Origin of the sequence: Pseudoalteromonas sp. APAL1 (assembly GCF_021532475.1) — a bacterium.
Lineage (GTDB): Bacteria > Pseudomonadota > Gammaproteobacteria > Enterobacterales > Alteromonadaceae > Pseudoalteromonas > Pseudoalteromonas lipolytica_C.
Genome location: NZ_JAKGAW010000050.1, coordinates 16,487 through 32,097 on the forward strand (window position 1 = coordinate 16,487; position 15,611 = coordinate 32,097).

A 15,611-nucleotide genomic window follows, 5' to 3' on the forward strand; every position below is an offset into this window, starting at 1 on the left:
GTGTCTGTAGTTAAGGTAAAAATATTATGAGCACGAATGTAGAAACTCCATCGAATGCGATGGATTCAGTAAAGTGGATTGTAGCTATTGCGCTACTAGCAGGCGCAGTCGTTGGTAACCACATGTATGCAGACCAATCTGTATTATTACGTGCTATTGGTGTAGTGGTTGCTGTTGCAGCGGGTTTAGGCATTGCCTCACTAACTGAAAAAGGTCGTACTTTTATTGCATTTGCAAAAGAAGCACGTATCGAAGTACGTAAAGTTGTGTGGCCAACACGCCAAGAAACAACACATACGACATTAATTGTAATGGTTGCAACTGTGATTATGGCACTTATCCTTTGGGGATTAGATGGCATTTTATTCCGCGCAGTAGGCTTTTTAACTGGATTGGAGATCTAATCCCATGTCGGATGAGAAGAACGAAAAGAAACTACGTTGGTACGTAGTACAAGCTTTCTCTGGTTATGAGAAGCGTGTAGCACAAACCATTCTTGAGCATATCAAGATCGAAGGTTTGGAAGATAGTTTTGGTAAAGTATTAGTACCAACTGAAGAAGTTGTTGAGATGCGTGCAGGTCAAAAGCGCAAATCTGAGCGTAAATTCTTCCCAGGTTACGTACTAGTTCAAATGGACATGAACGATGCAAGCTGGCACTTAGTAAATAGCACAGCACGTGTTATGGGCTTCATTGGTGGTACGTCTGATCGTCCTGCGCCAATTAGCCAAAAAGAAGCTGACCGCATCTTAAACCGTCTTCAAGAAAACTCAGAAGCACCTAAGCCGGCTACATTATTTGAGCCAGGTGAAGTTGTTCGTGTTATCGATGGTCCGTTTGCAGACTTCAGCGGTGTTGTTGAAGAAGTGGATTACGAAAAGAGCCGCGTAAAAGTGTCTGTGCTTATCTTCGGTCGTTCGACACCTGTTGAGCTTGAGTTTGGTCAAGTTGAACAAGACAAGTAAGTAAAAAATTAAAGCTGCCAAAATCGTTTAATATTTTGGCAATAAGCTTGAAAAAGGCCGCTGATTAACTTATAATCAGCGGCCTTTTTGTGTTAGGGCAAGTTGCGACTTGTTTTTATCACGAAAAGTGAGAACCAATTTTTAAACTGGGAAGCCGTTAGAGTACGCGTCCTCGCGCGCACAAGGCTATGACCCACCAAATGAGGTATTTATTATGGCTAAAAAAGTTGAAGCTATTATCAAGCTACAAGTTGCCGCTGGTATGGCTAACCCTAGTCCTCCAGTAGGTCCAGCACTAGGTCAACACGGTGTAAACATCATGGAATTCTGTAAAGCGTTCAACGCACGTACAGAGTCTATCGAAAAAGGCGCTCCAGTTCCTGTAGTGATCTCTGTTTACGGTGACCGTTCTTTCACGTTCGAAATGAAAACTCCACCGGCTGCTTACTTACTTAAGAAAGCTGCAGGCATCAAATCAGGCTCAGGCCGTCCTAACACTGAAAAAGTGGGTACAGTTACACGTGCTCAACTTGAAGAAATCGTTGAGACAAAACGACCTGATCTTACAGCGGCTGATATGGACGCTGCGGTTCGCACTATCGCAGGTTCTGCGCGTGCGATGGGCTTGAACGTAGAGGACTAAGATAATGGCAAAATTAACTAAACGTATGCGTACAATCCGCGAAAAAGTGGATGCGACTAAAGATTACGAAATCAATGAAGCAGTTGCTCTTTTAAAAGAGTTAGCGACAGCTAAATTCGTAGAAAGTGTTGACGTTGCTGTTAACCTTGGTATCGATGCTCGTAAATCTGACCAAAACGTTCGTGGTGCTACTGTACTACCTAACGGTACTGGTCGTGAAGTTCGTGTTGCTGTATTCACACAAGGCGCTAACGCAGACGCTGCGAAAGAAGCTGGTGCTGAATTAGTGGGCATGGAAGATCTTGCTGATCTAGTTAAGAAAGGCGAGATGAACTTTGACGTTGTTGTTGCATCTCCAGACGCTATGCGTGTTGTTGGTCAACTAGGTCAAATCTTAGGTCCACGTGGTCTAATGCCAAACCCTAAAACTGGTACTGTAACGCCTAACGTTGCAGAAGCAGTTAAAAACGCGAAAGCAGGTCAAGTTCGTTACCGTAACGACAAGAACGGTATCATCCATACTACTATCGGTAAGGTTGATTTCACTGCTGAGCAACTTCAACAAAACCTTGAAGCTCTTATTGTTGCGCTTAAGAAGGCTAAACCTTCTCAAGCAAAAGGTACTTACGTGAAGAAAGTAACTATCTCTACAACAATGGGCGCAGGTGTTGCTGTTGACCAAAACTCACTAAGCACGACTGTTGCTTAATTAAGAGTTTACATGGCGTGAAATTTGAACTATAATTTTGCGCCATTTTGTTGAGAAAGTTAATTTCAAAACAAGTAAAGAATTCGGGTTGAAGTCCATAATTTCGTAATGCCTTCGGGTAAAAACGATAAATTGGGCTTCCGTCCAAGACCGTAGGCGGCCCTAGGCCTTAATCATTTTACCTACGTAGACGGTGTGAATCCCCAGATAGATTTTTCCTAATCTTCTGGCTCTCGCCGTAAAAAGCATCTCCATCATTGATGGGGAAGAGTAGAACAGGGAAGCCAATATCGGCGACCCATTAAACCAGGAGTAACACCCATGGCTTTAAATCTTCAAGGCAAAAAAGCAATTGTTGCTGAAGTCAACGAAGCAGCCACTGGTGCTCTTTCTGCAGTTGTTGCAGATTCTCGTGGTGTAACAGTTGGTGCTATCACTGCCCTTCGTAAAGAAGCTCGTGAAGCTGGTGTATGGATGAAAGTTGTTCGTAACACTCTAGCTAAACGTGCTGTTGAAGGTACAGATTTTGAGTGCCTTTCTGACTCATTTGTTGGTCCAAGCTTAATCGCTTTCTCTTCAGAGCACCCTGGTGCTGCTGCGCGTATCTTCTCAGATTTCGCGAAGAAGAACGAGAAATTCGAAGTTAAGACGGCTGCATTTGAAGGTAACGTAGTAGACGCAGCTATGCTAGCAACTCTACCTACTTACGACGAAGCTGTTGCACGCTTAATGAGCGCTATGAAAGAAGCGTCTGCAGGTAAATTGTGTAAAACAATTGAAGCAGTACGTGTACAGAAAGAAGAGCAAGCTGCTTAATTTTAAGCTGTTTTTTTGTTCACTTTCGGTGTAATATTTTTTTTGGACTAAAATTAGTCCGTAATAATTAGGAAATTTGTAATGTCTGTAACTAAAGACCAAATCCTTGATGCTATTGCTGAAATGTCAGTAATGGACGTTGTTGCTCTAGTTGAAGCAATGGAAGAAAAATTCGGCGTAACTGCAGCTGCTGCTGTTGTTGCTGGTCCAGCTGCTGAAGCTGCTGAAGAGAAGACTGAGTTCGACGTAATCCTTGCTGGCGCTGGCGCTAACAAGGTTGCAGCTATCAAAGCTGTACGTGGTGCAACTGGTCTTGGCCTTAAAGAAGCTAAAGCACTTGTTGAATCAGCTCCTGCACCTATCAAAGAAGGTGTATCTAAAGAAGAAGCTGAAGCACTTAAGAAAGATCTTGAAGAAGCTGGTGCTGAAGTTGAGATCAAGTAATCTAGCTTACGCTAGGTTCGCTGCCTGAGAAATCAGGCAAGGGCTGGTGATTATTTAATCACCGGCCTTTTTGCGCTATAGAGCGACACAATCCTGTAGCGCAAATAAAATCTAATTTTCTCTTTACTTTCAAGTTGTTACCTCTTTTGGTGTTGAAAGTGGCAGAGCAAAATAGAACAACAATTTAATGTTGTACATCTTGGCATAGATGCCAGTTAAGTCTGTTCTTACAAGAACAGGTCGGGTCAAAGATCAGCAAGCTGAGGAACCCCATGGCTTACTCTTATTCTGAAAAGAAACGTATCCGTAAGGATTTTGGTAAACGTCCACAAGTTTTGGATATACCTTTCTTACTGTCGACGCAGTTAGAATCGTTTAAAAAATTCTTAGTCCCTGACGCTGATGGCGATCACGGTTTGGAAGCTGCTTTCCGTTCTGTGTTTCCGATCAAAAGCTACTCGGGAAATTCTGAGCTTCAATACGTAAGTTATCGTATTGGTGAGCCAGTATTCGATGTAAAAGAATGTCAAATTCGCGGTGTGACTTATTCTGCTCCACTTCGCGTAAAATTGCGTCTTGTGGTGATGGACAAAGAAGCACCAGGCACAGTTAAAGACATTAAAGAGCAAGAAGTTTACATGGGCGAAATTCCGCTCATGACTGATACCGGTACCTTTGTAATCAATGGTACAGAGCGTGTTATCGTTTCTCAGCTACACCGTAGCCCTGGTGTATTCTTTGATAACGACCGCGGTAAAACTCACTCGTCAGGTAAAGTACTTTATAACGCGCGTGTAATTCCTTACCGTGGTTCATGGTTAGACTTCGAGTTTGATGCAAAAGATAACCTATATGTACGTATTGACCGTCGTCGTAAATTACCGGCGTCTATCATCTTACGTGCACTAGAGTTCTCTACAGAAGAAATCCTAGATATCTTCTTTGATACTACTGCGTTTGAAGTTACTGACGGTAAAGTTCTTATGGAACTTGTACCTTCACGTTTACGTGGTGAAACTGCCGCTTTTGATATCAAGAGCGATGACGGTGAAGTCCTTGTTGAAGCGGGTCGTCGTATTACTGCGCGTCACATCAAGAACATCGAGAAAAAAGGTATTAACCAATTAGAAGTACCTCACGAGTACATCATTGGTCGTGTTGTAGCTAGAAACTACGTTGACGAGTCAACGGGTGAGATCATCGCAAATGCGAATGACGAGCTATCACTTGAGCTAATGGCTGAATTGGTTAAAGCAGGTCACACTAAGATTGATACACTATATATCAACGAAGTGGACAGCGGCGCCTACATGTCAGATACATTACGTATCGACACAACAAGCAACCGTTTAGAAGCATTAGTAGAAATTTATCGCATGATGCGCCCAGGCGAGCCACCGACGAAAGACGCGGCTGAAGCCTTATTTGATAACTTGTTCTTCTCTGAAGAGCGTTACGATTTATCAACAGTTGGTCGTATGAAGTTCAATAGCCGTGTAGGTTATGACACTGATACAGGCCCTGGCACATTATCGAAAGAAGACATCGTAGCTGTTATGAAAGTGCTTATCGCTATTCGTAACGGTGTTGGCGATGTTGATGATATCGACCACTTAGGCAACCGTCGTATCCGTAGTGTTGGCGAAATGGCTGAGAACCAATTCCGCGTTGGTCTAGTACGTGTTGAGCGTGCTGTACGTGAGCGTTTAAGCTTAGGTGACCTTGACGCTGTAATGCCACAAGATCTAATTAACGCTAAGCCAATCTCGGCAGCGGTTAAAGAGTTCTTCGGTTCATCTCAGTTATCACAGTTCATGGACCAAAATAACCCGCTTTCAGAAGTAACGCACAAGCGTCGTATTTCTGCATTAGGCCCGGGTGGTTTAACACGTGAACGCGCTGGCTTCGAAGTTCGAGACGTTCACGTAACTCACTATGGTCGTGTATGTCCAATCGAAACGCCTGAGGGTCCAAACATCGGTCTAATTAACTCATTGTCTACGTACGCACGTACGAATGACTATGGTTTCTTAGAAACACCTTACCGTAAAGTGGTAAATGGTGTAGTTACTGATGAAGTAGATTACTTATCAGCCATTGAAGAAGGTCAGTTTGTTATCGCTCAGGCGAACTCAAACTTGAACGAAAACAATGAGTTTGTTGATGAACTAATTCCATGTCGTCACAAAGGTGAATCAACCTTTATGGGCAAAATGGATCAGCAATATATGGACGTATCACCACAACAGGTGATCTCTGTAGCGGCAGCACTTATCCCGTTCCTAGAACACGATGATGCTAACCGTGCATTGATGGGTTCAAACATGCAACGTCAAGCAGTACCAACACTTATCGCGGACAAGCCGCTGGTAGGTACAGGTATTGAGCTTACACTAGCAAAAGACTCTGGTGTAACTATCGTTGCTAAGCGTGGTGGTGAAGTAATGTATGCGGATGCAAGCCGCATCGTTGTAAATGTACATGAAGATGAGCGTATTCCAGGTGAAGCGGGCATCGATATTTACAACCTTACTAAGTACACACGCTCAAACCAAAATACATGTATTAACCAAAAGCCAACTTGTATGGTTGGTGAGCCGGTAACACGTGGTGACGTATTAGCAGATGGTCCTTCGACTGACTTAGGTGACTTAGCACTTGGTCAAAACCTTCGCGTGGCATTCATGCCATGGAACGGTTATAACTTCGAGGATTCAATCCTACTATCTGAGCGCGTAGTTCAAGAAGATCGTCTAACGACTATCCACATTCAAGAACTACAATGTATCGCACGTGATACTAAATTAGGTCCAGAAGAGATCACAGCAGATATCCCTAACGTAGGTGAATCTGCACTAGGCAAGCTTGATGAATCAGGCGTTGTTTATATCGGTGCTGAAGTTAAAGGCGGCGATATCCTAGTAGGTAAAGTGACTCCGAAAGGCGAAACGCAATTAACACCTGAAGAAAAGCTACTACGTGCTATCTTCGGTGAGAAAGCGTCAGACGTTAAAGACAGCTCTTTACGTGTACCAAACTCTGTAACTGGTACTGTAATCGACGTACAAGTTTTCACCCGTGACGGTGTTGAAAAAGATAAGCGTGCGTTAGAAGTTGAAGACATGCAGCTTCGCGAAGCGAAGAAAGACTTCAACGAAGAGTTCCGTATCTTAGAAGCTGGTGTATTAGACCGTGCTCGTAAGTTACTTATTGACGCAGGTCTGAGCGCAGATTCAATTGCATCACTAAATGCTGAAAAGCTGCTTACGCAAAGCCTTGCTGAAGAAGACAAGCAAGCTGAACTTGAGCAACTAGCTGCTCAGTACGATGAGCTTAAAGCTGAATACGATAAGAAGTTTGAAAACAAACGTCGTAAGATCACTCAAGGTGATGACTTAGCACCAGGCGTACTTAAGATTGTTAAAGTATACCTAGCTGTTAAACGTCGTATCCAACCGGGTGATAAGATGGCGGGTCGTCACGGTAACAAAGGTGTTATCTCGACTATCGTACCAGTAGAAGATATGCCATACGATGACAAAGGTCGTACGGTAGACATCGTTCTGAACCCGCTAGGTGTACCATCACGTATGAACATCGGTCAGATCCTAGAAACACATATGGGTCTTGCTGCACGTGGTGTGGGTGAGCGCTTAGAAGAAATGATGAAAGAGCAGCGTGAACTGCACGAAATCCGTAGCTTCGTTAAGAAAGTTTACGAATTAGGTGATTGTCGTCAGAAAGTTGATATCGACTCGTTCTCTGATGATGAAGTTCGTCGCTTAGCTGAAAACTTGAAAGGTGGTTTACCGATCGCAACTCCAGCCTTTGATGGTGCTCGTGAAAGCGAGATCAAAGACTTACTAGAGCTTGGTGGTTATCCAAGAAGCGGTCAAGTTACACTTTATGATGGCCGTACTGGCGATCAGTTTGAACGTCAAGTAACTGTTGGTTACATGTACATGCTGAAACTTAACCACTTGGTTGATGACAAGATGCACGCACGTTCAACTGGTTCTTATAGCCTTGTTACTCAGCAGCCGCTGGGTGGTAAAGCTCAGTTCGGTGGCCAGCGTTTCGGTGAGATGGAGGTGTGGGCACTAGAAGCATACGGTGCTGCATATACTCTACAAGAAATGCTAACAGTGAAATCGGATGACGTGAACGGTCGTACTAAGATGTATAAGAACATCGTAGATGGTAACCATAAGATGGAACCAGGTATGCCAGAATCGTTCAACGTATTGTTGAAAGAAATCCGCTCACTGGGTATCAACATCGAGTTGGAAGAAAATTAAGCCATTTAGGTGCGGCGTAAGCCGCACCTGTTAGGCCGAATAGAATGTAGGGGCGATTGGTTCGCCCTCAAGATTAACCTCCGACAGGAGAGCTAAGGTGAAAGACTTACTTAAGTTTCTGAAGCAACAAAATAAGACCGAAGAATTCGATGCAATTCGCATTGGTCTTGCTTCGCCAGATATGGTTCGTTCATGGTCATACGGTGAAGTAAAGAAACCTGAGACAATCAACTACCGTACTTTCAAGCCTGAGCGCGACGGCTTATTCTGTGCCCGTATCTTCGGCCCAGTGAAAGATTATGAGTGTTTATGTGGTAAATATAAGCGCCTTAAGCACCGTGGTGTTATTTGTGAAAAGTGTGGCGTTGAAGTAACGCTGACTAAAGTGCGTCGTGACCGTATGGGTCATATTGAGCTTGCTAGCCCAGTTGCGCACATTTGGTTCTTAAAATCATTACCGTCACGTATCGGCTTAATGCTAGACATGACACTTCGTGACATCGAGCGCGTACTTTACTTCGAATCATTCGTAGTAACTGAGCCTGGTATGACAACGCTTGAGCGTGGTCAGCTTTTAGGTGAAGAAGAGTACCTAGATGCACTTGAAGAGCACGGTGATGAGTTTGAAGCGAAGATGGGTGCTGAAGCAGTATTAGACTTGCTTCGTGAACTTGATCTTGGCCAATTAATTGCTGAAATGCGTGAAGAGTTACCAACAATTAACTCTGAAACTAAGCGTAAGAAGATCACTAAACGTCTTAAATTAATGGAATCTTTCCACCAATCAGGTAACAACCCTGAGTGGATGATCATGACTGTACTTCCAGTACTTCCACCTGATCTACGTCCATTAGTACCACTAGACGGTGGTCGTTTTGCGACTTCTGATCTGAATGACCTTTACCGTCGTGTTATTAACCGTAATAACCGTCTTAAGCGTCTATTAGATCTAGCAGCACCAGACATTATCGTACGCAACGAAAAACGTATGTTACAAGAAGCGGTAGATGCGCTACTTGATAACGGTCGTCGCGGTCGTGCGATCACAGGTTCTAACAAACGTCCTCTTAAATCGCTTGCTGATATGATCAAAGGTAAGCAAGGTCGTTTCCGTCAGAACTTACTTGGTAAACGTGTAGATTACTCTGGCCGTTCTGTAATCACAGTAGGTCCTACGCTTAAACTACACCAGTGTGGTCTTCCTAAGAAGATGGCACTTGAACTATTCAAACCATTTATCTATGGCAAACTAGAGCGTCGCGGCATGGCTACGACTATCAAAGCTGCTAAGAAGATGGTTGAGCGTGAAGTGGCAGAAGTATGGGATGTATTAGACGAAGTAATTCGTGAACATCCGGTATTACTTAACCGTGCACCAACACTTCACCGTTTGGGTATCCAAGCGTTCGAACCTGTGCTTATCGAAGGTAAAGCGATCCATTTACACCCATTAGTTTGTGCGGCGTACAACGCTGACTTCGATGGTGACCAAATGGCGGTACACGTACCGTTAACGCTTGAAGCACAGTTAGAAGCACGTGCTCTAATGATGTCTACAAACAACATCCTATCTCCAGCGAATGGTGAGCCAATCATCGTTCCTTCACAGGACGTTGTATTAGGTCTTTACTACATGACGCGTGATCGCATCAATGCGAAAGGCGAAGGTACTGTATTTAAAGATCCTAAAGAAGCTGAAAAAGCATACCGCAGCGGTAACGCTGAGTTACATGCACGCGTAAAAGTACGTATCAGCGAGACTATTAGCTCTGAAGATGGTGATGCAGTTGAGCAAGTATCTATTGTTGAAACAACAGTAGGTCGTGCGATTCTTTCACTAATCCTACCTAAAGGCATGCCGTTTGAGTTAATCAACCAAGCCCTAGGTAAGAAACAAATTTCTGGCTTATTAAACGAGTGTTACCGTCGTCTAGGTCTTAAAGATACTGTTATCTTTGCTGACCAAGTAATGTACACCGGTTTCCACTACGCAATGAAGTCAGGTGTTTCAATCGGTATCGATGACTTAGTTATCCCACCGGTTAAAGCAGAAATCATTGAATCAGCGGAAGCTGAAGTAACTGAAATCAACCAACAATTCCAATCAGGTCTTGTAACGGCTGGTGAAAAGTACAATAAAGTTATCGATATCTGGTCACGTGTAAATGAAAACTTATCACGTGAGATGATGGCGAACTTATCAAAAGACACTGTAATCAACGCGAAAGGCGAAGAAGAAGAGCAATCTTCATTCAACTCAGTGTTTATGATGGCAGACTCAGGTGCACGTGGTAGCGCCGCTCAGATCCGTCAGTTAGCGGGTATGCGTGGTCTAATGGCACGTCCAGATGGTTCAATCATCGAGACACCAATCACGGCGAACTTCCGTGAAGGTCTAAACGTACTACAGTACTTCATCTCGACGCACGGTGCGCGTAAAGGTCTTGCCGATACAGCACTTAAAACAGCAAACTCGGGTTACTTAACGCGTCGTCTAGTAGACGTTGCACAAGACTTAGTAATCAACGAAGACGATTGTGGCACAGAAGATGGCTTAACAATGAAACCGCTTATCGAAGGTGGTGACGTTGTAGAAGCACTTCGCGAACGTGTTCTTGGTCGTGTTGTTGCTGAAGATGTATTAATCCCTGGTACAAACGAAGTACTTGTTGAGCGTAACATCATGCTTGACGAAAAACTGTGTGACCTTTTAGAAGAGCACTCAGTGGATGAAGTACGCGTTCGTTCAGTAATCACTTGTGATAATGACTTTGGTGTATGTGCTAAGTGTTACGGTCGTGACCTTGCGCGTGGCCACATCATCAACCCAGGTGAGTCAGTAGGTGTTATCGCGGCACAATCAATCGGTGAGCCGGGTACACAGCTTACGATGCGTACCTTCCACATCGGTGGTGCGGCATCTCGAGCGTCTGCTGAAAACAGTGTACAAGTTAAAACTAACGGTACATTGAAGTTACACAATGCGAAGTACGTATTAAACACAGACGGTAAGATTGTTATCACGTCTCGTTCAACAGAGATCACTATCATCGATAGCTTTGGTCGTGAGAAAGAGCGTTATAAAGTTCCTTACGGTGCGGTGTTAACTGTACAAGATAATGCAGAAGTTCAAGGTAACGATATCGTTGCAACTTGGGATCCGCATAGTCACCCAATCGTTCTTGAGCACAAGTCAAAAATCTCGTTCAGCGACATTGATGACTCAAATACCGAAGCACAAACAGACGAGTTAACTGGTTTAACACGTGTGGTTGTTAAAGACTTAGGTAAAGCGAATGCGAAAGAACCTAAACTAATCATCGAAAGCGATGAGCGTGGTCTGCAAGAAACACGTCTACCTTCATTCACAACGATTGAAGTAACAGACGGTGCAACTGCAAACCCAGGTGACGTACTTGCACGTATTCCGCAAGAAGGTTCGAAAACTCGTGACATCACGGGTGGTCTACCTCGCGTAGCTGACTTATTCGAAGCACGTAAACCGAAAGATCCTGCAATCCTTGCAGAAATCACAGGTACTATTAGCTTCGGTAAAGAAACTAAAGGTAAGAAGCGTCTTGTAATCACTCCAGCTGAGGGTGACGCATACGAAGAGATGATCCCTAAATGGCGTCAACTTAACGTGTTCGAAGGTGAGCAAGTGTCTAAAGGTGAGGTTATCGCCGATGGTCCAGAATCACCACATGACATCTTACGCCTACGTGGTGTAACTCATGTAGCTAACTACATCGTTAACGAAGTGCAAGAGGTTTACCGCTTGCAAGGCGTTAAGATCAATGACAAGCACATTGAGACAATTATTCGTCAGATGCTACGTAAATGTATCATCCTTGACGGCGGTGACACTGAGTTCTTAGCCGGTGAACAAGTTGAAGTGGCACGCGTAAATATCGCGAACCGTGAGCTTGAAAAGCAAGGCAAGATCCCAGCTAAATTTGAAATCCAATTAATGGGTATCACTAAAGCGTCACTTGCAACCGAATCTTTCATCTCAGCAGCGTCATTCCAGGAGACAACACGTGTCCTAACTGAAGCAGCTGTAAATGGTAAGAGCGATGAGCTTCGTGGTCTTAAAGAGAACGTAATCGTGGGTCGTCTGATCCCAGCTGGTACAGGCTTTGCGTATCACCAAGACCGTTTGAACCGTCGCAAGCAAGGTGAAATCGTTGAAGAGCAAACAGTAAGCGCTGAAGAGGCAACTCAAGCACTAACTGATGCACTTAACGCAGATATCTCTGGAAACCAATAATCTCAACTTAATCAATGGATTAAGAAATCGTAAGGCAGTTATCTGCTGCCTTACGATGAGTTAAGGTTGACAGGTTAAACTTTGCTCATTAAAATTCCGCCACCCATTTGCCTGCACGTTTAGTAACGAGCATGTAAACAGGGCGGATTTTTTTATTTTTTCAGTAGTAATTTTAATTTCAGGAGCTATTTAAATGGCAACTATTAACCAGCTAGTGCGTAAGCCACGTCGTAGCAAGGTTACTAAAAGTAACTCAGCTGCGCTTAAAGCGTGTCCGCAAAAGCGTGGTGTATGTACTCGTGTATATACAACTACACCTAAGAAACCAAACTCTGCATTACGTAAAGTAGCGCGTGTTCGTTTAACAAACGGTTTCGAAGTAACATCTTACATCGGTGGTGAAGGCCACAACCTACAAGAGCACAGTGTAATCCTTATCCGTGGTGGTCGTGTTAAAGACTTACCAGGTGTGCGTTTCCACACTGTACGTGGTGCACTTGACTGTGCAGGCGTTAGCGACCGTCGTCAAGCTCGCTCTAAATACGGTGCTAAACGCCCTAAGGGCTAATGGTTCTCCGTTAGTAAGGCCAAGCACTAAATTTTTAAATTAATTGTTTTGGGTATTGACTCTAAAAGAGCAAACCTGAAGATACCGGAGATACAAAATGCCTAGAAGACGCGTAATAGGTCAACGTAAAATTCTTCCAGATCCTAAGTTCGGATCGGAACTTCTTGCTAAATTCGTTAACGTAGTAATGTTAGACGGCAAGAAATCTACTGCTGAAAAAATCGTTTATGGTGCGTTAGACGTGGCTGCTGAGAAATCAGGCAAGTCGCACCTAGAAATCTTTGAAGCTGCACTTGAAAACGTTCGCCCACAGGTAGAGGTTAAATCTCGCCGTGTTGGTGGTTCAACGTACCAAGTACCAGTTGAAGTACGTCCAGTACGTCGCAACGCATTAGGTATGCGTTGGTTAGTAGACGCTGCACGTAAGCGTGGCGAAAAATCTATGGGCTTACGTTTAGCTCAAGAAATCGTTGACGCTGCTGACAACAAAGGCACTGCGGTTAAGAAACGTGAAGACGTTCACCGTATGGCTGAAGCGAATAAAGCATTCGCTCATTACCGTTGGTAATCTGTCCTTAACCTTTAAGAGGATCATATGGCACGTACAACTCCACTTGAGCGCTATCGCAATATCGGTATTTGCGCTCACGTAGATGCAGGTAAAACCACAACAACAGAACGTGTTCTGTTCTACACAGGTCTTTCTCATAAGATCGGTGAAGTACATGATGGTGCTGCAACTATGGATTGGATGGAGCAGGAACAAGAGCGTGGTATCACAATCACTTCTGCTGCAACAACGTGTTTCTGGAAAGGGATGGACGCTCAATTTGACGACCATCGTATCAATATCATTGATACTCCAGGACACGTAGATTTCACTATCGAAGTAGAGCGTTCTTTACGCGTACTAGATGGTGCGGTAGTTGTTCTTTGTGCTTCATCTGGTGTACAGCCGCAAACTGAGACAGTTTGGCGTCAAGCGAACAAATACGAAGTTCCTCGCATGATCTTCGTAAATAAAATGGATCGCACTGGCGCTGACTTCTTAACAGTGGTTAGCCAGGTGAAATCTCGTCTTGGAGCAACGCCTGTTCCAATTCAGCTACCAATTGGTGCTGAAGACGACTTTAAAGGTGTTATTGACCTTATTAAGATGAAAGCCATTAACTGGAATGCCGAAGATCAAGGCATGACTTTCTCTTATGAGGCAATTCCGGCAGAACTTCTTGAGCTTGCAGAAGAATGGCGTTCTCACTTAGTTGAGAGCGCTGCTGAAGCCTCAGAAGAACTAATGGATAAATATCTAGAAGGTGAAGAACTGACTGAAGCTGAAATTAAAGCAGCTTTACGTCAGCGTACATTAGCAAACGAAATTGTTCCAATGACGTGTGGTAGTGCATTTAAAAATAAAGGTGTTCAAGCTGTGCTTGATGCCGTTATTGAATATATGCCTGCGCCAACACAAGTGAAACAAATCCAAGGTATCTTAGAAGATGGTACCGAGGATGAACGTCCTGCTGATGACAACGCACCGTTTGCCGCACTTGCTTTTAAGATTGCGACAGACCCGTTCGTTGGCACCTTGACCTTCTTCCGTGTTTACTCTGGTACTGTTAAACAGGGTGACGCGGTATACAACCCAGTTAAAAGTAAGCGTGAGCGACTTGGTCGTATCGTTCAGATGCATTCAAACTCACGTGAAGAGATCAAAGTAGTCTACGCAGGCGACATCGCAGCGGCTATTGGTCTTAAAGACGTAACAACAGGTGAAACACTGTGTGATCCGAACTCAATCATTACGCTTGAGCGTATGGAGTTCCCAGAACCAGTTATCTCTGTTGCGGTTGAGCCTCGCACAATCGCTGACCAAGATAAGATGGGTATCGCGTTAGGTAAACTAGCGGCAGAAGATCCGTCTTTCAGAGTACAAACTGACGAAGAATCAGGCCAGACTATTATTTCTGGTATGGGTGAACTTCACCTTGATATCATTGTCGACCGTATGAAACGTGAATTCAGTGTTGAATGTAACGTTGGTAAGCCGCAGGTAGCATACCGTGAAGCTATCCGTTCAGCTGTTGAAGTTGAAGGGAAGTTCGTACGTCAATCAGGTGGTCGTGGTCAATATGGTCACGTCTGGCTTAAACTTGAACCGATGGATATTTCGGAAAATGATGCGCCAATTTACGAGTTCGTTAACGAAGTTGTTGGTGGTGCGGTTCCTAAAGAATACATCCCTGCGGTAGATAAAGGCATCCAAGAGCAAATGGCTCAAGGTGTGCTGGCAGGCTACCCATTACTTGGCGTTAAAGCGACTCTATTTGATGGTTCATTCCATGATGTAGACTCGAATGAGATGGCATTTAAGATTGCAGGTTCAATGGCGATGAAGAAAGGTGCGCTTGAAGCAAACCCAGCTCTTCTAGAACCAGTAATGAAGGTTGAAGTTATCACTCCTGAAGAAAACATGGGTGATGTAGTTGGTGACTTAAATCGTCGCCGCGGCATGATCGAAGGCATGGAAGAAGCATTCGGTGGTCTTAAGCAAATTAATGCGCAAGTCCCACTTTCTGAAATGTTTGGTTATGCAACTGATCTGCGATCTGCAACACAAGGCCGTGCATCTTACTCTATGGAGTTTTTGAAGTATGCAGAAGCCGCTAAGAACGTTGCAGATGCAATAATTGCAGCTCGCGCTGTTATATGATTTAGCTTGTCTGGCCCAATAGTGGGTCAGGCGTTAATTTCTTTATAGGAATTTTTTAAGATGGCAAAAGAAAAGTTTGAACGCGTAAAACCGCACGTAAACGTTGGTACAATCGGCCACGTTGACCACGGTAAAACAACTCTAACAGCAGCAATCACTAACGTACTTGCAAAAGTATACGGTGGTG

12 protein-coding genes are annotated in these 15,611 nt (G+C 44.1%); all 12 read left to right on the forward strand.

Going from position 1 to position 15,611, the window contains the following annotated elements:
* Nucleotides 1-26: 26 nt before the first annotated feature.
* The gene (secE, locus tag L1264_RS18165; protein ID WP_135922811.1) at nt 27-404 is read left to right on the forward strand and encodes a preprotein translocase subunit SecE; all 378 of its coding nucleotides are present in this window, start codon (nt 27-29) and stop codon (nt 402-404) included.
* A gap of 4 nt (nt 405-408) precedes the next feature.
* Nucleotides 409-966: a transcription termination/antitermination protein NusG gene (nusG, locus tag L1264_RS18170; protein ID WP_199527557.1), complete on the forward strand. Its 558-nt coding sequence runs from the start codon at nt 409-411 to the stop codon at nt 964-966.
* Between the two features lie 214 nt (nt 967-1,180).
* A complete protein-coding gene (gene rplK, locus L1264_RS18175; RefSeq protein ID WP_036971575.1) occupies nt 1,181-1,609 on the forward strand; it encodes a 50S ribosomal protein L11 in 429 nt (142 codons plus the stop codon).
* Between the two features lie 4 nt (nt 1,610-1,613).
* Nucleotides 1,614-2,318, forward strand: a complete 705-nt coding sequence (rplA, locus tag L1264_RS18180) for a 50S ribosomal protein L1 (protein ID WP_135922810.1) — start codon at nt 1,614-1,616, stop codon at nt 2,316-2,318.
* A gap of 321 nt (nt 2,319-2,639) precedes the next feature.
* A complete protein-coding gene (gene rplJ, locus L1264_RS18185; RefSeq protein ID WP_135922809.1) occupies nt 2,640-3,134 on the forward strand; it encodes a 50S ribosomal protein L10 in 495 nt (164 codons plus the stop codon).
* An 81-nt stretch (nt 3,135-3,215) separates the two neighbouring features.
* Nucleotides 3,216-3,578: a 50S ribosomal protein L7/L12 gene (gene rplL / locus L1264_RS18190; RefSeq protein WP_135922808.1), complete on the forward strand. Its 363-nt coding sequence runs from the start codon at nt 3,216-3,218 to the stop codon at nt 3,576-3,578.
* Nucleotides 3,579-3,850: 272 nt separating this feature from the next.
* Complete coding sequence (gene rpoB / locus L1264_RS18195) at nt 3,851-7,876, forward strand: DNA-directed RNA polymerase subunit beta (protein ID WP_135922807.1); 4,026 nt, start codon at nt 3,851-3,853, stop codon at nt 7,874-7,876.
* Between the two features lie 97 nt (nt 7,877-7,973).
* Nucleotides 7,974-12,146: a DNA-directed RNA polymerase subunit beta' gene (gene rpoC / locus L1264_RS18200; RefSeq protein ID WP_135922806.1), complete on the forward strand. Its 4,173-nt coding sequence runs from the start codon at nt 7,974-7,976 to the stop codon at nt 12,144-12,146.
* A gap of 193 nt (nt 12,147-12,339) precedes the next feature.
* Entirely contained in the window at nt 12,340-12,714 is a 375-nt protein-coding gene (gene rpsL / locus L1264_RS18205; protein ID WP_002958885.1) for a 30S ribosomal protein S12, read from the forward strand.
* A 97-nt stretch (nt 12,715-12,811) separates the two neighbouring features.
* Nucleotides 12,812-13,282: a 30S ribosomal protein S7 gene (gene rpsG / locus L1264_RS18210; protein ID WP_054554834.1), complete on the forward strand. Its 471-nt coding sequence runs from the start codon at nt 12,812-12,814 to the stop codon at nt 13,280-13,282.
* 27 nt (nt 13,283-13,309) lie between these two features.
* Entirely contained in the window at nt 13,310-15,424 is a 2,115-nt protein-coding gene (gene fusA, locus L1264_RS18215; protein ID WP_135922805.1) for an elongation factor G, read from the forward strand.
* A 60-nt stretch (nt 15,425-15,484) separates the two neighbouring features.
* On the forward strand, nt 15,485-15,611 hold a 127-nt coding region (locus tag L1264_RS18220; RefSeq protein WP_033023824.1), incomplete at its 3' end, for a GTP-binding protein.

Excerpts from the sequence above, each read along its gene's own strand:
- rpoB (WP_135922807.1), top strand. The coding sequence starts at position 3,851 with ATGGCTTACTCTTATTCTGAAAAGAAACGTATCCGTAAGGATTTTGGT.
- rpsL (WP_002958885.1), top strand. The coding sequence starts at position 12,340 with ATGGCAACTATTAACCAGCTAGTGCGTAAGCCACGTCGTAGCAAGGTT.
- rplA (WP_135922810.1), top strand. The coding sequence starts at position 1,614 with ATGGCAAAATTAACTAAACGTATGCGTACAATCCGCGAAAAAGTGGAT.
- secE (WP_135922811.1), top strand. The coding sequence starts at position 27 with ATGAGCACGAATGTAGAAACTCCATCGAATGCGATGGATTCAGTAAAG.
- fusA (WP_135922805.1), top strand. The coding sequence starts at position 13,310 with ATGGCACGTACAACTCCACTTGAGCGCTATCGCAATATCGGTATTTGC.
- nusG (WP_199527557.1), top strand. The coding sequence starts at position 409 with ATGTCGGATGAGAAGAACGAAAAGAAACTACGTTGGTACGTAGTACAA.
- rplJ (WP_135922809.1), top strand. The coding sequence starts at position 2,640 with ATGGCTTTAAATCTTCAAGGCAAAAAAGCAATTGTTGCTGAAGTCAAC.
- rplK (WP_036971575.1), top strand. The coding sequence starts at position 1,181 with ATGGCTAAAAAAGTTGAAGCTATTATCAAGCTACAAGTTGCCGCTGGT.
- rpsG (WP_054554834.1), top strand. The coding sequence starts at position 12,812 with ATGCCTAGAAGACGCGTAATAGGTCAACGTAAAATTCTTCCAGATCCT.
- rplL (WP_135922808.1), top strand. The coding sequence starts at position 3,216 with ATGTCTGTAACTAAAGACCAAATCCTTGATGCTATTGCTGAAATGTCA.